The 25435-nt window shown below is 66.8% G+C and carries 21 protein-coding genes and 2 pseudogenes; 9 read left to right on the top strand and 14 right to left on the bottom strand.

Annotated elements, in window-relative coordinates; all coding sequences use genetic code 11:
- Positions 1 to 6 precede the first annotated feature (6 nt).
- The 6 genes and pseudogenes from gyrB to dnaA all read right to left on the bottom strand — a co-directional run bounded on the left by gyrB (position 7) and on the right by dnaA (position 8153).
- The gene (gyrB, locus tag ACZY1G_RS00560; protein WP_463813078.1) at positions 7 to 2034 is read right to left on the bottom strand and encodes a DNA topoisomerase (ATP-hydrolyzing) subunit B; all 2028 of its coding nucleotides are present in this window, start codon (positions 2032 to 2034) and stop codon (positions 7 to 9) included.
- A 215-nt stretch (positions 2035 to 2249) separates the two neighbouring features.
- Positions 2250 to 2810 carry a DUF721 family protein gene (locus ACZY1G_RS00555; protein ID WP_463813077.1) on the bottom strand — a complete coding sequence of 187 codons (561 nt, stop codon included), beginning with the start codon at positions 2808 to 2810 and terminating at the stop codon, positions 2250 to 2252.
- A complete protein-coding gene (gene recF / locus ACZY1G_RS00550) occupies positions 2807 to 3967 on the bottom strand; it encodes a DNA replication/repair protein RecF (RefSeq protein WP_463821239.1) in 1161 nt (386 codons plus the stop codon). The genes ACZY1G_RS00555 and recF overlap by 4 nt, the downstream gene beginning before the upstream one ends.
- Before the next feature lie 13 nt (positions 3968 to 3980).
- Positions 3981 to 4886, bottom strand: a pseudogene (gene gnd, locus ACZY1G_RS00545) (phosphogluconate dehydrogenase (NAD(+)-dependent, decarboxylating)); the annotation flags it as partial.
- A 19-nt stretch (positions 4887 to 4905) separates the two neighbouring features.
- Entirely contained in the window at positions 4906 to 6099 is a 1194-nt protein-coding gene (gene dnaN / locus ACZY1G_RS00540; RefSeq protein ID WP_463821237.1) for a DNA polymerase III subunit beta, read from the bottom strand.
- A gap of 584 nt (positions 6100 to 6683) precedes the next feature.
- Positions 6684 to 8153: a chromosomal replication initiator protein DnaA gene (dnaA, locus tag ACZY1G_RS00535; protein WP_463813074.1), complete on the bottom strand. Its 1470-nt coding sequence runs from the start codon at positions 8151 to 8153 to the stop codon at positions 6684 to 6686.
- Between the two features lie 595 nt (positions 8154 to 8748).
- On the opposite strand from dnaA, the gene rpmH reads away from it, so the two are divergent.
- From rpmH to ACZY1G_RS00490, 9 genes are all read left to right on the top strand, one after another.
- Positions 8749 to 8892 (top strand): 50S ribosomal protein L34, encoded by a 144-nt coding sequence (gene rpmH, locus ACZY1G_RS00530; protein WP_046365060.1) that lies wholly within the window; start codon positions 8749 to 8751, stop codon positions 8890 to 8892.
- Positions 8893 to 8913: 21 nt separating this feature from the next.
- Positions 8914 to 9273, top strand: coding sequence for a ribonuclease P protein component (gene rnpA / locus ACZY1G_RS00525; protein ID WP_463813073.1), 360 nt, complete (start codon positions 8914 to 8916; stop codon positions 9271 to 9273).
- Positions 9270 to 9659 (top strand): membrane protein insertion efficiency factor YidD, encoded by a 390-nt coding sequence (yidD, locus tag ACZY1G_RS00520; protein WP_463821235.1) that lies wholly within the window; start codon positions 9270 to 9272, stop codon positions 9657 to 9659. The genes rnpA and yidD overlap by 4 nt, the downstream gene beginning before the upstream one ends.
- Before the next feature lie 43 nt (positions 9660 to 9702).
- Positions 9703 to 10749 carry a membrane protein insertase YidC gene (gene yidC / locus ACZY1G_RS00515; RefSeq protein ID WP_463821767.1) on the top strand — a complete coding sequence of 349 codons (1047 nt, stop codon included), beginning with the start codon at positions 9703 to 9705 and terminating at the stop codon, positions 10747 to 10749.
- 36 nt (positions 10750 to 10785) lie between these two features.
- A complete protein-coding gene (locus tag ACZY1G_RS00510; protein ID WP_463821233.1) occupies positions 10786 to 11352 on the top strand; it encodes a Jag family protein in 567 nt (188 codons plus the stop codon).
- Positions 11353 to 11423: 71 nt separating this feature from the next.
- Positions 11424 to 12107, top strand: coding sequence for a 16S rRNA (guanine(527)-N(7))-methyltransferase RsmG (gene rsmG / locus ACZY1G_RS00505; RefSeq protein ID WP_463813070.1), 684 nt, complete (start codon positions 11424 to 11426; stop codon positions 12105 to 12107).
- On the top strand, positions 12104 to 13036 hold the full coding sequence (locus tag ACZY1G_RS00500) for a ParA family protein (protein WP_463813069.1): 933 nt from the start codon (positions 12104 to 12106) through the stop codon (positions 13034 to 13036). The genes rsmG and ACZY1G_RS00500 overlap by 4 nt, the downstream gene beginning before the upstream one ends.
- Before the next feature lie 43 nt (positions 13037 to 13079).
- Positions 13080 to 14072: a ParB/RepB/Spo0J family partition protein gene (locus ACZY1G_RS00495; RefSeq protein ID WP_463813068.1), complete on the top strand. Its 993-nt coding sequence runs from the start codon at positions 13080 to 13082 to the stop codon at positions 14070 to 14072.
- Positions 14073 to 14292: 220 nt separating this feature from the next.
- Positions 14293 to 15030 carry an acetyltransferase gene (locus ACZY1G_RS00490; protein WP_463813067.1) on the top strand — a complete coding sequence of 246 codons (738 nt, stop codon included), beginning with the start codon at positions 14293 to 14295 and terminating at the stop codon, positions 15028 to 15030.
- A gap of 8 nt (positions 15031 to 15038) precedes the next feature.
- On the opposite strand, the gene ACZY1G_RS00485 is transcribed toward ACZY1G_RS00490, so the two are convergent.
- The 8 genes and pseudogenes from ACZY1G_RS00485 to ACZY1G_RS00450 form a co-directional block, all read right to left on the bottom strand.
- Positions 15039 to 16226: an N-acetylmuramoyl-L-alanine amidase gene (locus ACZY1G_RS00485; RefSeq protein ID WP_463813066.1), complete on the bottom strand. Its 1188-nt coding sequence runs from the start codon at positions 16224 to 16226 to the stop codon at positions 15039 to 15041.
- Positions 16227 to 16300: 74 nt separating this feature from the next.
- Positions 16301 to 16636, bottom strand: a complete 336-nt coding sequence (gene trxA, locus ACZY1G_RS00480; RefSeq protein WP_463813065.1) for a thioredoxin — start codon at positions 16634 to 16636, stop codon at positions 16301 to 16303.
- Complete coding sequence (gene trxB / locus ACZY1G_RS00475) at positions 16633 to 17628, bottom strand: thioredoxin-disulfide reductase (RefSeq protein WP_463813064.1); 996 nt, start codon at positions 17626 to 17628, stop codon at positions 16633 to 16635. The genes trxA and trxB overlap by 4 nt, the downstream gene beginning before the upstream one ends.
- 77 nt (positions 17629 to 17705) lie before the next feature.
- A pseudogene (locus tag ACZY1G_RS00470) lies at positions 17706 to 17966 on the bottom strand (hypothetical protein); the annotation flags it as partial.
- A gap of 56 nt (positions 17967 to 18022) precedes the next feature.
- Positions 18023 to 18598: an RNA polymerase sigma factor SigM gene (sigM, locus tag ACZY1G_RS00465; RefSeq protein ID WP_463813063.1), complete on the bottom strand. Its 576-nt coding sequence runs from the start codon at positions 18596 to 18598 to the stop codon at positions 18023 to 18025.
- 49 nt (positions 18599 to 18647) lie between these two features.
- Entirely contained in the window at positions 18648 to 22202 is a 3555-nt protein-coding gene (gene murJ, locus ACZY1G_RS00460; protein WP_463821232.1) for a murein biosynthesis integral membrane protein MurJ, read from the bottom strand.
- Complete coding sequence (locus tag ACZY1G_RS00455) at positions 22199 to 24571, bottom strand: hypothetical protein (RefSeq protein WP_463821231.1); 2373 nt, start codon at positions 24569 to 24571, stop codon at positions 22199 to 22201. Before ACZY1G_RS00455 ends, murJ begins: the two co-directional genes overlap by 4 nt.
- Entirely contained in the window at positions 24568 to 25353 is a 786-nt protein-coding gene (locus tag ACZY1G_RS00450) for an NUDIX hydrolase (protein WP_463813060.1), read from the bottom strand. Before ACZY1G_RS00450 ends, ACZY1G_RS00455 begins: the two co-directional genes overlap by 4 nt.
- Positions 25354 to 25435 lie beyond the last annotated feature (82 nt).

Raw genomic sequence — 25435 nt, 5'->3', positions numbered from 1 at the left:
CTGTGATTAAACGTCAAGGAAGCGAACGTCTTTGGCGTTGCGGGTGATGAAGCTGCGTCGCGCTTCGACGTCCTCGCCCATCAGGATGGAGAACAGCTCGTCGGCGGCGGCGGCGTCATCGAGGGTGACCTGGCGCAACACCCGCACCGACGGATCCATCGTGGTCTCCCACAGCTCCTTGGCGTCCATCTCACCCAGACCCTTGTAGCGCTGGATACCGTCGTCGACATTGATGCGCTTGCCCGCCGCGCGGCCGGCCTCGAGCAGACCGTCGCGCTCCCGGTCGGAGTAGGCGAACTCCGGCTCGGAGCGCTGCCACTTCAGCTTGTACAGCGGCGGCTGGGCCAAGAAAATGTGCCCGTTTTCCACCAGCGGCTTCATGAATCGGAACAGCAGCGTCAGCAGCAGCGTCGAGATGTGCTGACCGTCGACGTCGGCGTCGGCCATCAACACGATCTTGTGATAGCGCAGCTTGCTCAGGTCGAACTCGTCGTGGATACCGGTACCCAGCGCGGTGATGATCGCCTGCACTTCGGTGTTCTTCAGCACGCGGTCGATACGGGCCTTCTCGACGTTGATGATCTTGCCGCGCAGCGGCAGGATCGCCTGGAACATCGAATCCCGACCACTCTTGGCCGAGCCCCCGGCCGAATCACCCTCCACCACATACAGTTCCGACTTGGTCGGATCCGTCGAGCGGCAGTCAGCGAGCTTGCCAGGCAGGCCACCGATGTCGGTCGCACTCTTACGGCGCACCAGCTCGCGCGCTTTACGCGCGGCCATACGGGCCTGTGCCGACGACACCGCTTTGTTCACAACGGTTTTCGCTTCGGCTGGATTTGCCTCAAACCAATGGGTGAGCTGCTCGTTGCAGATCTTCTGCACGAACGACTTCACCTCGGTGTTGCCGAGCTTGGTTTTCGTCTGACCCTCGAACTGAGGCTGCGACACCTTCACCGAGATGACCGCGGCCAGCCCCTCACGGATGTCGTCGCCGGTGAGGTTCGGATCCTTGTCCTTGAGGAGCTTCTTGTCTTTGGCGTACTTGTTCACCACCGTGGTCAGTGCGGCGCGGAAGCCCTCCTCGTGGGTGCCGCCCTCGTGCGTGTTGATCGTGTTCGCGAACGTGTGGACCGACTCGGAGTAACCGGCGTTCCACTGCATCGCGATCTCGACCTCGTGACCCGGACCCTTGCCGTCGAAGTCGATGACGCTGGGCTGGATCGCCGTCTTGGTCCGGTTGATGTGCTTGACGAAATCCACCAGTCCGCCGGGGTAGTGGAACACCCGATGCTTGACCTTCTGCGGGGCGGCCTTCTCGGCGGCCTTCTCTTCTGCCGACTTGGGCGCTTCCGCGTGATCACTGACCACGTCGTCGACGACCTCTTCGGGTGCGACCCGCTCATCGGTGAGCTCGATGGTCAGCCCCTTGTTGAGGAACGCCATTTCCTGCAGACGACGGGCAATGGTCTCGAAGTCATAGGTGGTGGTTTCGAAGATGTCCGGGTCCGCCCAGAATCGGATGGTGCTGCCGGTCTTGGACGACGGCTCGCCCTTGCGCAGGGTCCCGGGCACCGACCTGTCGTAGGTCTGATGCCATTCGAAACCGTCCTTGTGCACGTCGGCCTCGAGCCGGGTGGAGAGCGCGTTGACGACGGAGACGCCCACGCCGTGCAGACCGCCGGAGACCTGATAGGCGCCCTCTTCGAATTTGCCACCGGCATGCAGGACTGTCATGACGACATCGATGGTGGGGATGCCGGTGGAGTGCATGGCCACCGGGATACCGCGGCCGTCGTCTGTGACCTGCACTCCGCCATCTTCGAGAATGCGCACGTCGACCTTGGTGGCGAAGCCGGCCATCGCCTCGTCCACTGCATTGTCGACGACTTCCCAGATCAGATGGTGCAGGCCGCGTTCACCGGTGGAACCGATGTACATACCCGGGCGCTTGCGAACCGCTTCCAGACCTTCGAGAACTTTGATCGACTCGGCGCCGTACTCACTGGGAGCATTCTTCTTCTGGGCAGCCACGTTGAGCGGGTCTCCTTGGTCTTGGGCAGGCAGGGGCCTGCACGGGGAATCTGACGACCCCCTCGTGAATCACTCTGATCAGTCTACCGAAACATGGCATCAGGACTGATACTGGAACCACGTTTTGACACACCTAATCGCGCCGTGCGCCGATTTTTCCGACAGAAGATAGGTCGAGACGCTTCGCAGAGCCGCCGATGGCGTTCTCGCGGCTCTCAGCCATAGGTGTCGCGAGGCCCCCGACCCGGTACCCGATACGGGCCTTTCCGCCATGACGGGCCGACCGGGCCGACGATCTTCACCGAGGTGACCACGCCGTCTCCGACGGCCGCGGCGATCTTGGCCAACAGCTGTGCCTGGACCATCCGCAACTGTGTCGCCCATGCTGTCGATTCCGCCGTCACCGTCAGCACACCCTCGGTGAGTGACGCCGGTACCGCATGGTCGGCGATCTGGGCCCCGACCACCTCACGCCACCGACCGAACACCGCACCCTCGGCAACCCGGCCCGTCCATCCGCGGTTGCGCGCCACAGCACTGGTCGCCGCCCCCAGCGGCTGAGGATCCCGCTCATCAGGTCCGGGACCTGACCATCGACGACGGCTGGAGGCCCCGGTGCGCCGCGGCGCAGAGGAGGTGCGGCCGCGACCCACGTTCTTTCCTTGTTCCCGAGCGGCGCCCCGGGCCTCTTCCAGTGCCCGCCGTACGAGATCCATCCCTTTGACATGGGCCAGATGTGCGGGCGGTTCGACAGGCTGATCCTCTGCGTCGGTCATGACACCACCTCCGATACCCGCCCCTGATCGCCGTCGCCCATCGTGATCTCAATACGCCGCGCGTCCCACTCTCGCGGAATGTCCTCCGGCACCGCCGCTGTCACCAGAACCTGTTCCGCGGTCGCCGCGACACGAGCGAGCGCGTCACGGCGTGCGGTATCGAGTTCGGCGAACACATCGTCGAGCAGCAGCACGGGATCTCCCCCCTCTGTCCGGAGCAGCTCGTAGGCGGCCAGCCGCAACGCCAACGCCATCGACCAGCTCTCGCCATGACTGGCGAAACCCTTCGCAGGCTGTTCACCCAACCTCAGGTCCAGATCATCCCGGTGGGGTCCGACAAGACAGACGCCGCGCTCCAATTCGGCGTCGCGGCGCCGACTCAGCGCATCGAGCAACGCGGCTTCGAACACCCCCACATCGGTGTTCCCCACAGCCGCTTCAGCTTCCACGACCTCCACGCCGCTGCGGTACCGAGCCGCCGCTGGCCGCGACGCAGGGGCCAACAACTGGTAGGCCTTCTCTACTTCGGGCGCCAATTCATTGACGAGGTCGACCCGCGCCGCGATCAGCTGCGCCCCGTGCGACGCGAGGTGGCCATCCCATACGTCGAGAGTCTCCAACGCCCCACGATCTCCCCGAAAGCGGGCTGCTGACGCGGTTTTCAGCAGCGCGGTGCGCTGCCGCACGACTTTGTCGTAATCTGCGCGGACGCCCGCGATACGAGGACGACGGATGGTGGCCAGCTCGTCGAGATAGCGCCGGCGCTCCCCCGGGTCACCCCGGACCAGCGCCAGATCTTCGGGTGCGAACAGCACAGCGCGCAACACACCGAGAATCTCGCGGGCCGATCGGACGGGGGAGCGGTTCAGGCGTGCCTTGTTGGCGCGCCCCGAGGTGATGTCGAGGTCGATGGCGAGCTCACGCCCGTCACTGACGACGATGGTGGAGATCACCGCGCGGTCGGCGCCCTCCCGGATCAGCGGGGCGTCAGTGGCCACACGGTGCGAGCCGAGGGTTGACGAATACCACAGTGCCTCAATGAGATTCGTCTTACCAAAGCCGTTGGATCCGACGAAGACGGTGCGTCCCGGGTCGAGATCCAACTCCACCCGCGGCCACGACCGGAAATCCGTCAGCGCGAGGCGACGTACGTACACCGGTTCGCCTCGCTCACCCGGACTCGCTCACCCTCTTCACCGCATGCCCACCGAATTGGTTCCGCAGTGCCGCGACGGCCTTCATCGTCGGCGAGTCATCCTGGCGGGACAGGAACCGCGCAAACAGCGACGCGGCGATGCTCGGAACCGGTACCCGCAGCCGGATGGCTTCTTCGACCGTCCACCGCCCTTCACCGGAATCCTCTGTGTAACCGCTGATCTCGTTGAGGTTCGGATCTTCCTTCAGCGCCTTGGCGAGGAGCTGCTGCAGCCACGAGCGGACCACGGTGCCGTTGGTCCACGCCTGGTAAACGGCCTGCGGATCCTTCACCAAATCCTCGGCAGCCAACATCTCGTAACCCTCGGCGTATGCCGTCATGAGGGCGTACTCCACGCCGTTGTGCACCATTTTGGCGAAGTGCCCGGCACCGACGGGACCGACATGGACGAAGCCGTCTTCCACCGGTCCCGGTGGACGCAGCGTGTCGAAGATGGGCATTGCCCGCGCGACATCGTCGTCACTGCCTCCCACCATCAGGCCGTAGCCCTCCGTCAAACCCCAGATACCGCCGGATACACCCGCATCGATGAAGGCAATGCCCTTCTGCGCCAACAGTTCTGCGTGCGGCTTGTCTTCGGTGTAGCGGGAGTTGCCGCCGTCGATGACGAGGTCACCCTGCGAGAGCACGCCGGCCAGCTCGGTGATGGTCTGATCGGTGATGGATCCGGATGGCACCATCACCCAGACCACCCGAGGAGCCTGCAATGCTGCCGCGAGGTCGGCCAGCGTGGCCACGTCGGACACCTCGGGCCGCGGGTCGTACCCGATGACCTCGTGTCCGCCATCACGCAGGCGAGCCCGCATGTTGAAGCCCATCTTGCCCAGGCCGATGAGACCGAGCTGCATGTCAGCGCCCTCCTGTAGTCGGTGAGTGCGATCAGCCGGGGAGGCGCACCGGCATCAGCAGATAGACGTAATCCGTCTGTGCCGCCGGATACGGTCCCGCACCGTCGCTACTCACATCATCCTGGCCCGCGGGGCGGAGCACCGCAGGCCGGCTGGGCGTCGTGAAACCGAAAGTGACCCGGTCGGCATGCAGCGAGCCCAGCCCGTCGGTCAAATACGTCGGGTTGAACGCGATGGTCAGTGGTTCACCGGAGAACTCGACCGGCAGATCCTCCTCGGCGCGACCGACGTCGTCGGCGCCGGCCGAGAGCCGCAGCACGTCATCGGAGAATTCCATCCGCACCTGGGCACCACGATCGGCCACCAGGGCGACACGCTTGATCGCCTCGGTCAACTCGGCGACCCCGATGGTGGCCACCGCGGTGTGTTCGGTCGGCAGGAGCTGGCGGAACTTCGGGAATTCGGCGTCGAGCAGGCGAGTGGTGCTGCGCTTGCCCTTGCTGCGAATACCCAGCAGGCCTTCTTTGCCGACGGTGGGGCCGGATCCGAGCGCGAGATGCACTTCGTTGCCGTCGCTGCCCGCTTTGGCGGCCTCCGACAAAGTCTTCGCGGGCACCAGGACTGCAGCTTCCACGCCGGGGGTGGCCGTCGACCATGTCAGTTCGCGAACGGCGAGGCGGAACCGGTCGGTGGCCGCCAAAACCACCTTCTCACCGGAAATCTCGACGCGGATCCCGGTCAGCATCGGCAGCGTGTCATCGCGGCCGGCGGCGACGGCGACCTGGCCGATGGCCTCGGCGAAGACATCTGTGGCGACGACACCGGTCTCGTCGGGCAGGGTGGGCAGCGTCGGGTAGTCCTCGACTGCCATGGTCGGCAGTGAGAAGCGGGCACTTCCGCAGGTCAACGCGACGCGGGTGCCTTCGACGCTGACATCGACAGGTTTGGCGGGCAAGGCCCGGACGATGTCGGACAACAACCGACCGGACACCAAAACACTTCCCGGAGAGGCTATTTCGGCGGCGATCTGGACTTCGGCGGAGACTTCGTAGTCGAATCCGGAGATCGTGAGACCCTCGTCGGATCCGGTCAGCAGGACGCCGGCCAGGACGGGCACCGTCGGCCGTGACGGCAGATTACGGGCCACCCAGGCGACTGCGTCGGCGAACTCTTCGCGGCTCAGCCGGAACTTCAAGTCCGTGAGACCTACCGTTGACGTCGCCACGTTTATTGCGTCCCTTCGATGTACACCCCGATGAAGCCTTGATCAGCGATTTCTCCGACGGGCACACCGCGCCGCTACGACACGCTGCGACGACCGGAACGGCTGTCGATGAACCACCGTAGAGCTTTCCGCTCCAACTTGAAAGCTAAACGATCGGGCCGACAGGCCCACGCCGAGAGGTCCCCGTGGGGCCGTCCACCGTGTGCTTTCCCCAGGGGTCTTCTTCCAAGAGATATTGATAGAGAGAAATGAGCAGTAGTACTAGGTGTTGTGCAATCTGGGGATATGAGGGGTTTCGCGCAGGCCAGCGCGGTGAACGGCTGTGGGGCATCTGTGCATCGGCGGTGGGATGACATCGGCCGGTTGGGGATGAACAGCGATCTGGGGAAGAACACCCCACTGCGCACGCGGGTTGACGACAGGTTGTACACAGGTGCTCCCCAGGCCGCGGCTGTGACTCGTGGTGCGAACGAGAGAGAAGTTTTTCGGGCGGACGGCCGGGGGAGAGGGCAGTACCCGGCGTGTCGTGAGTACGACACAGGGCCGCGTGTCGGCGGCGCAGGGGGAGAAACGGGGGTCGGCGGTCAGCGCTTGGCGCGCTGACGGATCCGCGTGGTGAGTTCTTTGACGTGATCGAAGACCTCACGTCGCTCAGCCATCTCGCCGCGAATCTTCTTCTCCGCGTACATGACTGTGGTGTGGTCGCGGCCGAATGCCTGACCGATCTTGGGCAGGGAGAGATCGGTGAGTTCGCGACACAGGTACATCGCGATCTGCCGCGACTGTGCCAACGCGCGGGTCTTGCCGGGGCCGCGTAGTTCGTCGATGCTGGTCTCGAAGTACTCGGCGGTGGCGGCCATGATCGCCGCGGTGCTGATTTGCATCGTCGACGAATCGGAAATCAGGTCACGCAGCACGATTTCGGCCAGCGACTTGTCGATCGATGTCTTGTTCAGCGAGGCGAACGCGGTCACCCGGATCAGGGCGCCCTCGAGTTCGCGGATGTTGCGTTCGATGCGGCTGGCGATCAGTTCGAGCACGTCATCGGGCACGTCGAGACGGTCCATCTGCGCCTTCTTGCGCAGGATCGCGATCCGGGTCTCGAGCTCGGGCGGCTGGACATCGGTGATCAGGCCCCACTCGAAGCGGGTCCGAAGCCTGTCCTCCAGGGTCGCGAGCTGTTTGGGCGGGCGATCGGAGGAGATGACGATCTGCTTGTTCGCGTTGTGCAGGGTGTTGAAGGTGTGGAAGAACTCTTCCTGGATACCGTCTTTGCCCTCGATGAACTGGATGTCGTCGACCAGCAGCACGTCGATGTCGCGGTAGGTGCGCTTGAACGACGCGCGGCGATCATCGCGCAGGGAGTTGATGAAGTCGTTGGTGAATTCCTCGGTCGACACGTACTTGACCCGCATGCCGGGAAACAACCGCTGGGCGTAGTTGCCCGCCGCGTGGAGCAGATGTGTTTTGCCCAAACCCGATTCGCCCCAGATGAACAACGGGTTGTAGGCGCGCGCCGGCGCCTCGGCGATCGCGAGTGACGCGGCATGGGCGAAACGGTTGGAGGCCCCGATCACGAAAGTGTCGAAGGTGTAGCGGCGATTGAGGTTGATCGCTGTCGCGTCGTCGGGAGCGGTGTTCTGCCCACGATTGGCGAAGAAGCTCGGCCAGTTCTCCTCGGCGCTGGCGCGGGCGGCCAGATCGTCGTCGACGAGGTCGTCGTCGGTATCAGGAACAGAGACCGGGGTGAAGACGGGGGAGTCGTCGGGTTCGGGGTCGGCAATACGAACCCCCAACTCCACGCGCTGGCCGAGCTGGCGGCTCAGCGCGGCGATGATCGGCTCCCGCAGATGACGTTCGATCTCGTTCTGGACGAACGGGGTGGGTACCGACAACAGAGCGAACCCCTCGGTGATGACGAGGGGTTGGACGAGCTTGAGCCACGCCCGCTGCTGCGGGGTGAGGGTGCCGCTGGAGGAACCGCGATCACCGTTGAGTTCGGTGACGACGTTGTTCCAGATCGAGACGAACGGAGGGTCGGGGTCGGCTGACAAGAACACCCACCCCCTACCGGCCGCCGCGAGGACGGCTACACCACAACGACGAACTGTCCACAAAGTTATCCACAGGTTGTGGAAATACAGGGATCCGTCGTTGTTCGCTGTCTACCAGCGAGGCTGCCAATCCTCGGAACTCATCACCACGCGATGACACGTGGTGGGCTCTCGATCGAGTGGACGATCCTCGCTTCGTTGTCTTGCGCCGTCCCGGCATGGAATCGGCCTTGCCAGAAGCTAACAGTTTTCTCTCCGAGTGCCAACAGTTCTGCAACATTGCGGGGAAGCGTAAGTCCGCCTGGCGCAATCGTTCCAGATCCGCGTGACGGCTGAGGTGAATGTGATGCTCCTGACGTGCGACTCTGCCGGTGCTCGTCACCACCGGAGGTGGTTCGACGCAGGTTTGACCCGGCGAATTCTCGTCAGTACCCTCGAACAGTCGCCCGCACGTGGTGATACGGCTGCGATCCGGCTTACGTCGGAGGCCGCGCCGGCAAAGTAAGACCGCCGAACTTACCAACGGCCGACAGCGCGATGCCCGTCGTGAGACACGGACAGAGCGTGGGGGCCAGACCAACAAGGAGTGACTGCCGTGGCCAAGGGCAAGCGGACCTTCCAGCCCAACAACCGGCGCCGCGCACGCGTGCACGGGTTCCGGCTGCGGATGCGCACCCGTGCGGGGCGCGCCATCGTGTCCGGTCGGCGCCGCAAAGGCCGCCAGTCACTGACTGCGTGACACGACGCCAGGTCTGACGCGGTGCTTCCGGCACAGAACCGGATGACCAGGTCGACCGAGTTCGGTGCCACAGTCAGTCGAGGGACGCGGGCGGCTCAGCCTGATCTCGTCGTCTACTGCCTGCGTTCTGATCAGACCGAGGAAGCCGGACCACGGATTGGCTTGGTCGTCTCCAAAGCGGTCGGCAATGCCGTCCAGCGGCATCAGGTGTCGAGGCGTCTTCGTCATGTCGCCCGTACCCTCCTGCCTGATCTGAACTCCACCGATCGAGTGGTCATCCGCGCGCTCCCGGGTAGCCGACACGCAGTATCCCTTCGTCTCGAGCAGCAGGTGCGTACCGCGTTGCGCCGCATCAGGAGTCGTGCGGAGGCCTCCTCGTGACTTCCCACGCTGTGAGTTCCCGCGCCGTGAGTTCCCGCGCGGTCCGCGCTCTCGTGTGGACGATTCAGCTCTACCGCACCACCGTCTCTCCGCTGCGTCTCCCGACGTGCCGATTCACACCCACCTGCAGCCAGTACGCCGTCGAGGCTCTCACCGAGTTCGGCTTGGTGCGGGGGAGCTGGCTGGCTCTGGTTCGTCTGCTCAAATGCGGACCATGGCATAACGGAGGGTGGGACCCGATTCCCGATCGTTCTCCCGGTCACGTACGCCCGGAGTGTGATCGTCACAGTGACGCCACCGCTGTGACAGTCGGTGGTCCCCGCGAGAACCCCGTAGACCTAGAAGACCAACCGGATCAGCAAGGGAAGAGTCTGCCGCGTGTTTAACTTCTTCAGCCTCGACATCATCTATTACCCGGTGTCGGCGATCATGTGGGTCTGGTACAAGGCGTTCGCGTTCCTGCTGGGCCCCTCGAACTTCTTCGCCTGGGCGCTGTCGGTGATGTTCCTCGTGTTCACGCTGCGAGCGATCCTCTACAAGCCGTTCGTTCGGCAGATCCGCACCACGCGCCAGATGCAGGAGCTGCAGCCGCAGATCAAGGCTCTGCAGAAGAAGTACGGCAAGGATCGGCAGCGCATGGCGCTGGAGATGCAGAAGCTGCAGAAGGAGCACGGGTTCAACCCGATCCTCGGCTGCTTGCCGATGCTGGCGCAGATTCCGGTGTTCCTGGGTCTGTATCACGTGCTGATGTCCTTCAACCGGACACAGACGGGCATCGGTCGACTTGGCCTCTCGGTCGAGGAGAACAAGAGCCTCGGCAACTACTTCTTCAGCGCCACCGACGTCGGGCACTTCCTGGACGCCAACCTGTTCGGGGCTCCGCTCGGCGCGACGATGATCCAGAAGCACGGCCTCGAGGCATTCACCGAGTTCCACCGCCCGGCCGTGATCGCCGTGGGCGTCCCCATCATGATCGCCGCCGGTGTCGCCACGTACTTCAACAGCCGCGCGTCGGTGGCTCGTCAGAGTCCGGAAGCGGCCGCCAACCCGCAGACCGCGATGATGAACAAGCTCGCGCTCTACGTCTTCCCGCTGGGCGTGGTTGTCGGCGGCCCGTTCCTTCCGTTGGCCATCTTGTTGTACTGGTTCGCCAACAACATCTGGACCTTCGGTCAGCAGCACTACGTGTTCGGCAAGATCGAGAAGGAAGAGGAAGCCAAGAAGCAGGAGGCGCTGGAGCGCCGCGCGGCGAACGCACCCGCGCCGGGAGCGAAGCCGAGCCGGAAGAAGGCCGCGCGCCTCGATGGTGAATCTGCGGATGCCACAGCTGCCGATGACCTGGAGATCGTCGAGTCCAGTGGAACGGAACAGGGGTCGTCGGGCTCGAGCGAGAGCGCTGGGAATGCTGCGACACGCAACGGGGCGGTGAGCCGAACCCCGAAACCCGGCGCGCGCCCCAAGAAGCGGAAACGTTGACGCGCGGGTGACCGCGAACGAGGGAGAGGTATATCCATGACGAATTCAGAGACGACGTCCCTGGAAGAGATCCACGAGACGAGCTCGGACGTCGTCGTCGAGGAGTCGACGAGCGATGTTCCGTCGGGCACGGGCGATCTCGAGGACCGGCTCGTCGCCGAGGGCGAGATCGCCGGCGACTATCTCGAGGAGCTACTGGATCTGTTGGACTTCGACGGTGACATCGATCTCGACGTCGAGGGCGACCGCGCGGTCGTGAGCATCGACGGCGGTGGCGACCTGACGAAGTTGGTCGGCCGTAAGGGTGAGGTGCTCGACGCCCTCCAGGAGCTGACTCGGTTGGCTGTCCACCAGAAGACGGGGGAGCGGAGTCGGTTGATGCTCGACATCGCGCAGTGGCGTAAGCGCCGTCGCGACGAGCTGGCGACTCTGGGTAGCAAGGTGGCCCATCGCGTTCTCGAGACCGGTGAGCGCGAAGAGCTGTCCCCCATGACGCCGTTCGAGCGCAAGATCGTGCACGACGCCGTGGCAGAGGTGGACGGGGTGCACAGCGAGAGCGAGGGCGTGGAGCCGTCGCGTCGCGTGGTCGTCCTCGTCGACTGAGACTCCTGGAGTTACACCGATGTAGTTCGGTGGGCGGACCAGTGTCGGACTCGAGGCAGGGGATGTTTCACGTGAAACATGCGGAGGTGCCAGCGCCGCCTGCGGCGGTGACGGCAGTCTTCGGTGACGCTGCCGATGCTGCGCTCCGTTACGCAGAGATCTTGGCCGGTGACGGTGTCGAACGCGGACTGCTGGGTCCGCGTGAAGTCGAGCGGCTGTGGGATCGCCACATTCTGAACAGCGCCGCGATTGCCGATGTGGTCGACCGCGGAGAGGCTGTCGCCGACATCGGCAGCGGTGCGGGCCTTCCCGGGATACCGTTGGCGCTGGCCCGGCCCGACGTCTCCGTGACTCTGATCGAACCCTTGCTTCGGCGCAGCGACTTCCTCCGCGAGGTGGTCACCGAGCTCGGCCTGGGGTCTGTGGTCGTACGAGGCAGGGCTGAGGATCGATCCGTTCGCGAGGTCGTGGGGGAGCAGGATGCAGTGGTGTCCCGTGCGGTGGCGTCTCTGGACAAGATCGCGAAATGGAGCGTGCCACTACTGCGGGTCGGTGGTCGGATGCTCGCGATGAAAGGCGAGCGCGCTGCCGATGAGGTGCACGAGCATCGCCAGTCGTTGGCCGCGCTCGGACTGACCGAGGTTGAGGTGAGGACGTGTGGCGCGCAATTCGTGGACCCGCCCGCGACAGTGGTCGTAGGGTTTCTGGAAGAGGAGCGACGTCGTCGGACTCCGGCGGGAAGGAGACAACGGTGACGTCAACGGCCGAGGAGCCCACCCCGGATGTTTCACGTGAAACGTGGGGTACCCATGACGTCGACACCCCGATCGGAGCCGAGGCCGAACGCGCCGTCCGACTGATGCATGCCGCGTCCGAGGGCCTGCTGCCCAAGCCAGCTCGCCAGCGGATCTTCACGGTCGCGAACCAGAAGGGCGGCGTCGGCAAGACCACGACGGCAGTGAACATCGCGGCAGCCCTGGCCCTGCAGGGCGCACGTACGCTCGTCATCGATCTCGATCCGCAGGGCAACGCGAGCACCGCGCTCGGCATCGAGCACCGTCCCGGGACACCGTCGTCGTACGAGGTGCTCATCGGTGAGATCTCCGTCGAGTCGGCGCTCCAGCAGAGCCCGCACAACGAGCTGTTGTTCTGCGTTCCGGCGACAATCGACCTGGCCGGCGCCGAGATCGAGCTCGTGAGCATGGTCGCTCGAGAAGGGCGACTGCGCACCGCACTCGCCGAGTTGAAGCATCACGACTTCGACTACGTCTTCATCGACTGCCCGCCCTCTCTCGGTCTGCTCACGATCAACGCACTTGTCGCCGCCCCAGAGGTCCTCATTCCGATCCAGTGCGAGTACTACGCTCTCGAGGGCGTAGGCCAGCTGCTCCGGAACATCGAGATGGTGAAGTCGCATCTGAACCCCGAGCTGGACGTGACGACCGTGGTGCTGACGATGTACGACGGTCGGACCAAACTGGCCGACCAGGTCGCCGTCGACGTACGTGCGCACTTCGGTGACAAGGTCCTGCGAACCGTGATTCCGCGCAGCGTGAAGGTGTCCGAAGCACCCGGATACGGGATGACGATCATCGACTACGACCCAGGCTCACGGGGTGCGATGAGTTATCTCGACGCCAGCCGTGAGCTCGCCCAGCGCGGAGCCCCCGAGGCGCGACAGTGACGACCTCCCGATCCGGCAGCGGTGTGACGAACGAAGGACTTGGATGAACAACCCGGCACGTAAGCGCAGTGGCCTCGGACGCGGCCTGGCGTCGCTGATCCCGACCGGCCCTGCCGAAGGCGACGAGCCGGCCACCACCGGGCCCCGGATGGGTGCCGCCGCCGCCGATGCTGTCTTCGGCGGACCGCCGGACGTCACGCCACCGGCGGGTGACGTCGGCGCGGTGTACCGGGAAATCGCCCCGTCGCTGATCGACCCGAACCCGCGTCAGCCGCGCCAGGTATTCGACGAAGAAGCGCTGAACGAACTCGTGCATTCGATCCGCGAGTTCGGATTGATGCAGCCGATCGTGGTGCGTGCGATACCGGACAGTGGGGATGCGCCGACGCGCTACCAGCTGGTGATGGGGGAGCGCCGGTGGCGGGCCGCGCAGAAAGCGGGTGTCGCCTCGATCCCCGCGATCGTCCGCGAGACCGCCGATGACAGCATGCTGCGGGACGCGCTGCTGGAGAACATCCATCGCGCTCAGCTGAACCCGTTGGAAGAGGCGGCGGCCTATCAGCAGTTGCTCGACGAGTTCGCCGTCACCCACGATGAACTCGCGGCGCGGATCGGGCGATCCCGTCCCGTGATCACCAACATGATCCGTCTGCTGCGTCTGCCGATCGCGGTGCAGCGCCGAGTAGCGGCGGGAGTGCTCTCCGCGGGCCATGCCCGGGCGTTGCTCGCCCTCGAGGGCGGACCGGACAAGCAAGAGGAACTCGCTGCCCGGATCGTCGCGGAGGGCCTGTCTGTCCGGGCGACGGAAGAAGCCGTCACGCTGGCCAACCGCGAAGGTGCGGGCGCCCCGCCGGCGCCGCGCCGGAAGCCGATCCAGATGCCCGGGCTGCAGGATGTCGCGGAGCAGCTGTCGTCCGCGTTCGACACACGCGTGACGGTCAGCCTCGGCAAGCGGAAAGGCAAGATCGTCGTCGAGTTCGGTTCCGTGGACGATTTGCAGCGGATAGTGGACCTCATGAACTCGACAACCCGGTGACCAACCACACGCGGCCGATACGTCACTGTGACACTAGGGCACAGTGGTCCGACGCCGATTCCGGAACGCCGGGGAAAGCCGCTGAGCGGCAGTGGTTTTCGAGCTCGACGCCGTGGCGGCCTGTCGGACTGCTCCGGATCGAGCCCAATGGACCCGTGCCTTCTATCCTTGAGGGGCAGCAGCCGCGCATCCCCTCGCGGCGGAGACACCCGGGAGCGTAGTGACCGCACGAATCACCCCTCTGCGGCTCGAAGCGTTCGAGCAATTGCCGAAGCATGCGCGACGATGCGTGTACTGGGAGGTCGATCCGAGCATCGTCGGCGACGACCAGCACCTCTCGGACCCTGAGTTCGAGAAAGAAGCCTGGCTGTCGATGGTCATGCTGGAGTGGGGGTCGTGCGGACAGCTGGCTGTCGAATCGCGAACCCCGCTGCCGGAGGATGAGACGGGCGACGAACCGTGCCTCGGCTACGCGTTCTATGCGCCGCCACGCAGCGTGCCACGCGCGGCACAATTCCCGACCGGCCCGGTCAGTCCGGATGCCGTGCTTCTGACGTCGTTGGGTGTCGAGACAGGGCCCGGGCACGACGACCTGTCCCGCGCACTGATCACCGCCGTGGTCGGAGATCTCGTACGACGAGGAGTGCGAGCACTGGAAGCCTTCGGGCGGTCTGCCGCAGCGGACGAGCTCGCCGACGTCGCCCAGGTGCCGACCGATGTGGCACCGGTACTCGACACCCTCGGCGACTGTGCACTGGGCACCTGCGTGATTCCGAGCGATCTGTTACTCGACGCCGGCTTCGAGGTGGTGTCGCACCACACCTACTTCCCTCGACTGCGGCTCGAGCTGGAGCAGGGTCTCGGGTGGAAAGCCGGCGTCGAAGCCGCGCTGGAACGTCTGCTGGAGAGCGCGGAGTTGCAGCAGCCGGTCGGCGCCGGCGCGGCATCCAACTGCTGAAGCGGCTGCTAGCTGTTGCGGGACTGTTCGACGGCCAATTCGTGGGCGAGCAACTCGGCGAACGTGAACGTGCCCGTGGGGCGGTCGTTCTTGCCGAGCAAGTAGAGCCGCTTCACCGCTGCGAGAATGCCTTCGGCAAGGGAATCACGGGCCGACGGGGAGACCAGCGTGGCCCGATCGCCGGGATTGGTGATGTAGCCGACGTCCACCTGAACGGTGGGCATGCGGGTCAGGCGCAGCAGATCCCACGTCCGGCCGTGCACGCGGCAATCACGTAACCCGGTGCGCGCGACGACTTCCCGCTGGATGAAGTCGGCGAGATTGCGTCCGATGGTGGACACCGAGCCGTGCGAGTTGCCGAAGTGGAACGAGGCGACACCGTTGGCCGCCATGCTCTTCTGGTTCTCACATCGCAGGCTGATCATCAGGTCGGCACCGACGGAGTTCGCAGTCGCGGCACGTTCGGCGTCAGTGGGGGAGGCGGTCGCGGAACGGGACAGGAACGTCTCCATGCCGATGGCCGTCATCCGGCCTTCGAGCCGACTGGCCAAGTCCCACAGGATGTCTGCCTCGCTGATAGGCCCCGACGGACCCTGGGTGATCAGACCGTGGTCGCCCCCGCCGCGACCCGGATCGATGATGATCCTCTTGCCGGAAAGCCACGGCCCGGAGCTGCGCACCAGCTCCTCCTCGCGGATCGCGTGCGGCGAACCACCGGTCACCCGGGACCCGAGGTTGTACAGCGAGCGCAGCGTTTCCGGACCGCAGATGCCGTCCGGAAAAAGCCCGTACTCGCGCTGGTACGACATCAAGGCGTTGTGGGTCTGCAAGCCGAAGTGTCCGTCGACCAATCCGGTGTAGAACCCGAGATCCTGCAGGCGCGCCTGCAGGGTGGCGACGTCGTCGCCGTACATCGGGGCACCGAACTGGTGGTTGAGGGTCCGCGCGCCGAGGCGGTACGAGGCCTCCTTGATCGCCCGGTAGGTCGCCTCCCCGACGACTCCGTCGACGAGGAGGCCGCGGTTTTGCTGAAAGGCGCGCACTGCGTGGTCCAGCTCACCGTCGAACACGTCAGGGGCGACTCTGCGCCCGGTGACCAGGTCGTCGTCCGGATCGTGCAGCATCCCCAGGGCGGCCAACGCGGTCCGGATCTCGGTGACCGCTGCAGAACGGTCACCGCGACGCAGACTCGACATAGGCAGCATTCTCTCAGAAGGGGAGAGGATTTCGGAAAACCCCAGGGAAGTGTCCGGGGGTCCGATGCGGTTCGCTAGAGGACGTCAGCGAGCTCGCGCAGCAGCGCAGCCTTGCCTTTTGCGCCCACGATCCGCTTCACCGGCTGGCCGTCCTTGAACAGGATCATGGTCGGGATGGACACCACCGAGAAGTCACGCGCCGTCGCCGGGTTCTCGTCGACGTCCAGTTTGGCCACGGTCAGCGCCCCGGCCTTCTCGGATGCGATCTCTTCGAGCACGGGAGCGACCATCTTGCACGGCCCACACCACGTCGCCCAGAAATCCACCAGCACCGGGGTGCCGCTGGCCAGAACGTCCTGAGAGAAGGAATCGTCGGTGACAGCTACGGTCGCCGAGGTGGTCTCGCTCATTGCTGTGCTCCAATCAGGTCGCTGTCTTCGGTTGTGGTGGAAGTTCTTTCGCCCGGCTCGGCGTGATCGGCCAGCCACCGCTCCGCATCGATGGCTGCGGCGCAACCACTTCCGGCGGCGGTGATCGCCTGCCGATAGGTGTGGTCCACCAGATCGCCTGCGGCGAAGACACCGTCGACCGACGTGTAGGTGGTGCGGCCGACGACCTGGACGTATCCCTCGTCGTCGAGGTCGACCTGCCCACGCACCAGATCCGATCGCGGATCGTGCCCGATCGCCACGAACACACCGGTCACCGCGAGTGAGGATTCCTCGCCGGTGATGGTGTTGCGGAGCTTGATGCCGGTGACCTTCGGATCCCCTTCGACGGCCTCCACCGCGGTGTTGGTCAGGATGGTGATCTTCTCGTTCTGTTCGGCGCGCTCCAGCATGATCTTCGAAGCGCGGAACTCGTCGCGACGGTGGATCAGCGTCACACTGCGCGCGAAGCGGGTGAGGAAGGTCGCCTCCTCCATCGCCGAGTCGCCGCCGCCCACCACGGCGATGTCCTGATCGCGGAAGAAGAAGCCGTCACAGGTGGCGCAGGTGCTCACACCCATGCCGAGTAGCGCGTCCTCACCGGGGACGCCGAGGTGGCGGGCCGCCGCACCCATCGCGAGGATGACCGCGCGCGCCTGGTAGGTCTCGTCGCCGACGGTGACCTTCTTCACCGGTCCGGTGAGGTCGACGGCATCGACGTCTTCCATGCGCAGGTCCGCGCCGAAGCGCAGCGCCTGCTCGCGCATCTGATCCATCAGTTCGGGCCCGGTGATGCCGTCCTTGAAGCCGGGGTAGTTCTCCACCTCGGTCGTGGTCATCAAGGCACCGCCGAACTGGCTGCCTTCGAAGACGAGGGGCTTCAGCTGGGCCCGCGCGCTGTACACAGCGGCGGTGTACCCGGCGGGACCGGAACCGACGATGATGACGTCGTGGACGGTGGACGAGGAGGTCATGAGTGCCTTTCTGCCTGCAATCCTTGAACACCAGGGTAGGCCGGGGTGTTCCCGTTGGCCGCTCGGGCGGGTCAGTGGCGTTTCGGGGGCGGTTGGGCGTCGCGCAGCGCTGCCCCCATGCGGGCGGTGACGTCGGCGGGCACCTCGGGCGCTGAGGCGGTGTCGGCACCGAGAAGGCCCAGTTCCCGACGGACGGTGTCGAGCGCCGCCAACGCGCGGGCGGCCTCGGGATCGGCGCGCACGCGCCGGCGAACCTGCGCGGCGGTGTCGTCGTCGAGGAGCCCGGCCTGGAGGTCGGCGAGCAGCTCCGGTGTGACGGGTTCGAGGTCGTTGCCCATCGTGTTCCCCCGCCGGTTGCGTTGTCCGCTGACCGTCCGAGGTTATCCGACAGGGTTCAGTCGATGTGTTCGGCGGCGAAGACCGTCAGCGACGCCGCGAGCTTGGCCCGCGCCCTGGCGCATCGGCTCTTGACCGTTCCTTCCGCCACACCGAGCATCCGCGCGGTCTCGGCGATGGAGAACCCTTGCATGTCGACAGCGACCACCGCGGCGCGTTGCTCGACCGGCAGGCCCATCAGAGCCCGTTCGATCACGATCGCGGTGTCGATGCGGCGGGTCGGATCCGTACCGCAGGTCAGCTGTTCGTCGAGCGCGGCATGATCGCGGAACTTGTTGCGGCGCAGACGGTCCAAGCAGGCGTTGACCACGATGCGGTGTAGCCAGCTGCTGACCGCCGAATCGTTGCGGAAGGCGCCGGCGGTGCGGTGCGCTGCCAGCAGGGCGTCCTGCAGCGCATCGGCGGCGTCGTCGGGGTTGGCCGTGGTCAGCGTGGCGAGCCGGTAGAGCTGCCGGTGGTGTCGGTAGAACAGTTCCTCGAACGCGTACCGGTCTCCGGCGACGTGGGCGGCCAGCAGCTCGGCGTCGGTGCGCGGCCGAAGCTCGCCGCCGCTGTGCGCTCCGAAAATCCCCACAGCCGAACCCTAGGCGGCCCGAGCGGGGGCTCAGCGCACCAGTTTTCGCTCAGCCGGCGGCTTTGAGCGTGATCTCCGCGACGTCGCTGCGGCTCTGGCCGTTGACCTGTCCGAGTGTGGAGATCCACACCAGGACGTAGGACGTGGGTGCGGCGTTCTCGACCGGGATGGTGTTGGTTCCGGGCTTGAGCGTCGTCGGTTGGGTCAGTGCGGTCGTGTCGTCCAGTGAGGACGGCGACGCCGACGTCGCCGAACGGATCTGGACCGCGGTACCGGTGCTGTTGACACTGATGCCCACCGAGCCGATCGTGGTCGGCTGCGCCAGCTGCAGCATCAGACCGACACCGTTCTTGAACCCCGGGAAGGGAGCCGCGTCGCTGTAGGTGTCGGTCGGCCACACCGTCGATGGATCACCGTCGATCGCCAACCCCGCCAGGTCAGGTGCGTCGGCCTCGCCCTCGGGCGAAAACACAGTTGCGCGAACGGGTTTCACGACCGCACCGGCATCGGGAGTGCTGCTACCCGGCTCCGACGAGGTCGGCGCGTTGAGGCCGAGCTCGTCACCGCTGAGCCCGTTGCCGACGTCACCGAAGATGCGGCTGAGCATGGTGGCCAGCAGGATCACCACGAGCACCACCGCGGCAGCGGCCACACTGGCTCCGATGATCAGGCGCTTGCGTCGGCGAGCTGCCTCGTCGGGATCGACCGCCGCGTCGGGTGCCGACGGTGCTTCGGTCGCCGATTCGTTCACGGGGGCGAGATGGTCGGTGCGGTCGGCGATCGCCGTCGCCTGCTGCAGCAGATTCAGCATCGTCGACGCGCTGCGGATACCGCCGTTCTCCTGGGCCGCGCGGGCGGCGGCCGCGGAGATCTGGAATGGGATGTCGCGGTCGACGGCACGCGGTTCGAGTGGTTGCCCCGCCGGATCCAGCTCGGCGGCGGCCAGCCCGCTGGGCTCGCCGCTCTCCGGTAGTGGCCAGCGGTTGATCAGCAGCGCATACAGCGCCGCGCCGATGCCGCGGATGTCGTCATCCGGCGTCGCCGAGGACAGTGTGGCCGGGAAGGCAAGCGCCACATCGCCTTCGATGCTGACCCGGATACGGGCCGGGTGATCGACGGACAACGCGACACCGTTGCGGTGCGCTGCCTCGGCCGCCGCGGCCAGTGACTGGATCGCGCGGGCACCCCCAATGGGGGAGGGGGAGGTGTCCGCGACTTCGGCGAGGGAACCGCCGCGGATCCACTCGGAGACGACGAGCCCGCCGGAGCCGGTGGTCATCACGTCGAGCACCCGTGCCACCCCAGGCATGTCGATGCGTCCGAGCCGCTGCGTGCGGTCCAGGATGGCCTGGACCTCGCTGGCGGGCAGGGTGCCGTCAGGGTCGACGAACGTCAGCGCCACCTGCCGGTCCAGCGCGGTGTCGAGGGCCTGCCAGAACTGCAGGGGGGGTGGTCCCCCGTGGAAGACGAGCAAGCGGTAGCGCCCCTTGCCGACGGTGGCGCCGGGGATGAGGTGCAGGTCCTCGGCGGCGGTCGCAGCCTCGAGCGGCGGTTCGCGGGGCGGGTCGAACGCCAGCGATTCGCGGGTGGGGTCGTTGCTGTAGTCGGCACGAGGGCGCGGCGGGCCGGCGGCGGGGATGGCTTCCGTCGGGCGCTCGGGTTCGACCGCGGCCGGTTCGCGTTCGGGTTCGGGGGAGACATCCGGCACATCGGGCTGGAAGTCGTCGGCCAACGGCCGTGCCGTCGACGGGTCGAAGGTCTGCGGCGGTGTCGGGGAACCACCGGCGGGGGTGTCGCTCACGGCAGCTCCTTTCCCGGTCCGGCGTTCGCCAACCACGCCCTCGTGTCCCCGCTGCATCGCGCCGGGAAACTGACGCGTCCGTCGCGTCGAGGTGAGATCAGGGTACGTGAGCCCGCCGCTCGACCGGGTCTGGACGGACGCGTCGGCCGGCACACGCCGGCGACCGAGGCGCGACCGCACTGCGGCCGTCGCCGCAATCGCCTCCGGGACCTTCGCGCCGAGCAGGACACCGGCGATGATCGGCCCCATGACCAGGCCCAGGACGGCCAACCGGAGCAGCGACCCGGCCGCACCGAAGTGTTCGGTCAGCGACGCCAGTCCGGCCAACCGGTCGAGAACGTGCGCGGTCAGCCCCGCCGCCAGCGCCGCGGTGATGGTCACCAGCACGGTGCGCACCACGTCGGCGGGAAACAGGCGCCCGCCGGGCGGGTCGAGCCGGCTGCGAAGCAGCAGGTAGCCGAGCGTGGCGCCCGCCAGGAAGCCCAGTCCATTGGCCAGACCGAGGTAGCCGGCGACCAGTTCGGGATCGGTGGTCAGGTGCGGCGCTGCCAGCGACCCCGCGACCTTCACGGCAGTGATCAGCACGACCAGCAGGATCGGCGTCCACGGCTCCTCGCGGGCGTAGAACACCCGCAGCTGCAGGAGTACCAGCGCGTAGGGGATCAGCGTGAACGCCGACAGCGTGATCGCCATGCCGAGATATCCCGCATCGACGGCGCCGAAGTTGCCGTAGGAGAACAGCGCGCTGCCGATCGCCGGACCACCGACGGTCATCAGCGCGACGACGGGAATCAAAGTCACCATCGTCAACCGCGTCGCGAGCGACAGATCGTCGAGCACGGCCGGGCCGTCGTTCGCTGCGGCGTTGCGCGACAGGCGTGGCATCACGACCGTCAGCACCGTCACGCCGACGATCCCGAACGGGAGCTGCAGGATGAGCCAGGTGTAGTTGTAGATCGCGGGACCTGAGGCCGCCGCACCGCTGGCGACCTGATTGCCGACGATGAACCCGACCTGGCTGATGAGCACGTAGAGCACCATCGCCAGCGCCATCATCCCGAACTTCTTCAGCCGCGCGTCGATGCCCCACAGCGGCCTCAGGCTGATCCGTTCTCGGCGGATCGCCACGAACAGCACCGCGGCCTGCGCGACGACACCCAGCGTGGTGCCGATGCCGAGCACCAGCAGCTTGGCATCGCCCATCGTCACCGGGTTCAGCGAGAGTTCGCCCGGCACAAGGAGATACAGACCCAGGGTCGCGATCGCGACGACGTTGTTGACCACCGGCGCCCATGCGGGTGGCCCGAAGATGTTGCGGGTGTTCAGGATCGCCATGAACACCGAGGACAATCCGTAGAAGATGATCTGCGGCAGCAGCAGGTAGGCGAACGCCGTCGTCAGCGGCCGATCCACCAACGGCTCCGAACCCAGCATGAGGTCGACGAGAAGCGGGGCACCGACCGTCGAGATGACCGTGACCACCAGCAGCAGGGTGGTGGCCAGGGTCAGGAGCCTGCGGATGAATGCGGTTCCGCCGTCGGGATCGTCACGTTCGGCGCGGGCGAGTACCGGTACGAAGATCGCGGTGAACGTCGCCTCCAGGACGAGCGCGGCGATCATGTTGGGCAGCTGGTTGGCCACCGTGAACGCGCTCGAGAGCGCCGCGCCGAGGATCGCAGCGAGCAGGACGATGCGTGCGAACCCGGTGAGCCGGCTGACCAGCGTCGCGAGCGCCATACCCCACGAGCGTGACACCACGGCGGCGTCGGACAGCTCGGCCCGCCGCGGTTGCGCCGTGCTCATCGTCGCCTCCCGTCGTCGTCGGAGTACGCCAGCGCCACCTCGATCGGATCAGGGCGGTGCGGGTCCGCTTCGAGATCGGCGCGGTCGGGCTGGCCGCGGAACCGGTGCCACAGGCGGCGCCCGACGAGCAGCACCAGCACGGCGCCGCCGGTCAACGTGATGAAGAACAGCACCTTTCCGTAAGCGTTGGAGTGCACCGACAGTCGCACGGGCTCCCCGAGGGTCAGCCCGTCGACGGTGCGCAGCGACACGTCCACCGCGACGCGCTGCGTGAAGTGGACCTCGATGGGCACCTTCAGCGGCAGGAAGCCGGGCGGCAGCACGATCTCGCCGGGATCGGTCACTGTCATGCCGGGCGGGGCGTCGATCTGCAGCCGCACCCGAATCGGGACGGGTAGATCGTTGCGCAAAGCGAGCGGCAGCGGGCTGCGTTCGGTGGCCAGCGTGTAGGAACCGCCGGGGTTGACGATCGTGACGGCCTTGAACAGATCCTCCACGGTCGAGCCGACGGTCGTCAGCCGCTGCTGGGCCAGCCCGTTGCGGGCGTCGGGCGGCACCGACTGACTCAAGGCCCGCAGCATGTCCTCGCGCAGCGGCGCCGTGTACTGCGGTCCCGTGAGCCCGGTGCGCTCGTCGGTGCTCAGCGCGTCGGTGAGACCGCGAAGTCGGTCGGTGGTCGCCGCGATGCCGGACACGACGGCGTCGTCGAAGCGTCCGCGGGGGTTGACGACGCCGGCGGTCGGGGGCGTCTCGCTGCCGTGGACCGCGGCGGCTTCGTCGAGCACGGCTCGCAGCGGCCGCGGCACCGCCAGTCCCGAACGGATCGTGGTGGCGACCGTCGTCAGCACGGCCTGCGCGTCGTCGGCGGTCGCGTTCCACATCAACGGCGGCATGATCAGCTGACCGCGCGGTGCGGCGTCGATGTCGAGTCCACGCCACAGCAGCGCACCGAGGGCGTCCTGGCGGCGGACGGTCGCCGAATCCTGTTTCACCGGGATGCTCAGCGACGGCGCCAGGTACGAGGGGGATTCCGGCGAAGTGCCCATGCCTGCCAGTGCCGCGCCGACGGCGGGATCGAACGGTGCGGTCACCACGTTGGGCGTGTACCGCACCGGGGCCGTGTCGGCGGTCTGGGGTTGTCCGCCGTCGGCCTCGTCGGGTCCGGTCAGGTTCGCTGCGGCGAGAGCGATGGTCGGACCCTGCGCCGAGAGGAGATCGACGGCGTCCGCGGTGAGGGGACCGTCGCCGACGATGGTGGCGCCGCGGGTGGATGCCACGCCGAGGATCTGCTCGACGACGTCGGCGGCTCCGCCCGTCGCCGCCGCGGCCAGGACAGGATCGGCGACACGGTGCAGCGCGTCGAGGTCGGCTTGCGCGTACGGCGTTGCGGTGACGCACATGCGCTGCGCCAGCGCCTTGAGCCGGGTGAGCCAGCCGATGGCGGCCTGCTGGCCGGTACCCGGGTGCGTGGGTGTGGTGCGCGGACCCGCGTCCGCGGCGTCGTTGACGACGTAGCCATTGGTCATCGCGTTGACCGTGACCAGCAGGTCGGGGTCGACGGCCAGGCACAGCGCGCCGGTCACCTCGCCACCGGGATCGACCTGCGGGCTGGTCGCGAAATCCGCTGCCGCCAGCAGACTGTCGAGCCGGCCGCCTTGGGCGAGCGACACCGCGAGGTCGTCGTCGATGAGCCGCACCGGGGTGGTGCCGCCCGGGGCTCCCGCCGCCAGCCGCGGCCGGTCGGCCAGCGGCCAGAACATCGTCAGGCCGACGGGCCGGGTGGTGTCGGGGGGCACCGCGGAGGTCACCGTGTCGGTCGCGGCATCGTTCTGCTGATCCGGCGGAACTCCCAGCACGGGCAGCAGGAAGCGCGAGTCGTCGAGGCGGGCCGGCGCGCCGTAGTCGGGGGTGCCGTTGACGTTCACCATCACCGGGTAGACGCCCGGTTCGGTGACGTCGAGCGATGGATGGTCTGCCGAGCGCAGCGGGTAGGCGAGCCGGAACGGGACGGTCTGTCCGCGCGCCATCTCGGGGGCGACCGTGATGAAGTCCGCGACCGGTTGGTACTGGTCGACATTGCCGGCGAGGTTGGTGCGCAGCGCGGTCGACGAGGTCACCGGGCCGGCGCGTTCGAGGCGAACCACTACATCGCGCACCGCGCGGTCGCCGACGTTGCGGATGGTGCCGGTGACGGTGACCATCGGATCGCTGGTGGTGGTGACGACATCCGGAGTGATGCCGTCGATCTGGACGGTGAGGAACGGCAGCGTGGGCGGCTGGGCGTGCGCGACCGCGGAGGCGACGATCGGCAGGACGGCAGCCAGCAGTGCGACGACCGCGGCGAGCAGGCGCGCGGGCAGGCCGATCACGGACCCTGACCGTAGCCGTTCGCCCGGCGGCCCGGCTGGGGTTGCGCCGGCGGATCAGACCGGTGGTTGCGGGTGCGCGAGTGCGTCTGTCCCCGGCGCCGCGGCGTGCTGCGGGGCAGGGGAGGCAGCGCCGACGGCCCGTCGGTGTGCAGTTTGTCGATCAGCTCGTCGGCGACCTCGGCCAGTCGGCGCTCGTCGGCGTAGGCCAGGCGCTTCGGCAGTTCCCGCAGCGGCACCCAGGCCACCTCGGTGACCTCCACGTCCTCGTCCGACAGCTCGCCGCCGGCGAAGCGCATCAGATAGTGGTGCACGGTCTTGTGGACGCGGCGGCCTTCGGTGACGAACCAGTAGTCGATGCTGCCCAGGGCGGCGAGCACGCTGCCCTGGATGCCGGTCTCTTCGGCGACCTCCCGGATCGCCGTCTGCTCGGCGGTCTCACCCCGTTCGATGTGGCCCTTGGGTAGGGACCACAGCATGCGCCCGCGGCGATCGATCCGGCCGATCAGCGCGGCTACCTGGCTGTCCTTGGGTCCGTCGAGTCCGTCGATGACCAGGCCGCCCGCCGATGTCTCGTGCACGGTGCGGAGGCGCTCGGTGGGGCGGCGCGGGCCGGAGCGTTGCGGTTTCGGAGTTGCCGGTGCATTCTCGGCGGGAGTGGCAGCGGGGGTCGTTTGCCCACTGCCGTTCGACTGATCGGCGCCGGCCTCGGGGGGTCCTGCCGCGCGTCGGCCCCGACGCCGCCCGCGGCGTCGTCGAGGTTTTGGCTGCTCGCCGTCCGACACCCAAGCGATAGTAGCTGCCATGAACTGCCGGCCACGCCCCACTCGCCGGTCGGTGACATGCCTGTGACCAGTAGGCTCATCG

Source organism: Mycobacterium sp. IDUB_5, assembly GCF_055419565.1.
Note: the sequence above shows the minus strand (reverse complement) of the source record. Positions and strands in the feature narration are given on the sequence as shown.

Excerpts from the sequence above, each read along its gene's own strand:
- ACZY1G_RS00555 (WP_463813077.1), bottom strand. The coding sequence starts at position 2,810 with ATGACCGACGCAGAGGATCAGCCTGTCGAACCGCCCGCACATCTGGCC.
- yidC (WP_463821767.1), top strand. The coding sequence starts at position 9,703 with ATGTGGGTCTGGTACAAGGCGTTCGCGTTCCTGCTGGGCCCCTCGAAC.
- ACZY1G_RS00510 (WP_463821233.1), top strand. The coding sequence starts at position 10,786 with ATGACGAATTCAGAGACGACGTCCCTGGAAGAGATCCACGAGACGAGC.
- ACZY1G_RS00495 (WP_463813068.1), top strand. The coding sequence starts at position 13,080 with ATGAACAACCCGGCACGTAAGCGCAGTGGCCTCGGACGCGGCCTGGCG.
- ACZY1G_RS00485 (WP_463813066.1), bottom strand. The coding sequence starts at position 16,226 with ATGTCGAGTCTGCGTCGCGGTGACCGTTCTGCAGCGGTCACCGAGATC.
- trxA (WP_463813065.1), bottom strand. The coding sequence starts at position 16,636 with ATGAGCGAGACCACCTCGGCGACCGTAGCTGTCACCGACGATTCCTTC.
- trxB (WP_463813064.1), bottom strand. The coding sequence starts at position 17,628 with ATGACCTCCTCGTCCACCGTCCACGACGTCATCATCGTCGGTTCCGGT.
- murJ (WP_463821232.1), bottom strand. The coding sequence starts at position 22,202 with ATGAGCACGGCGCAACCGCGGCGGGCCGAGCTGTCCGACGCCGCCGTG.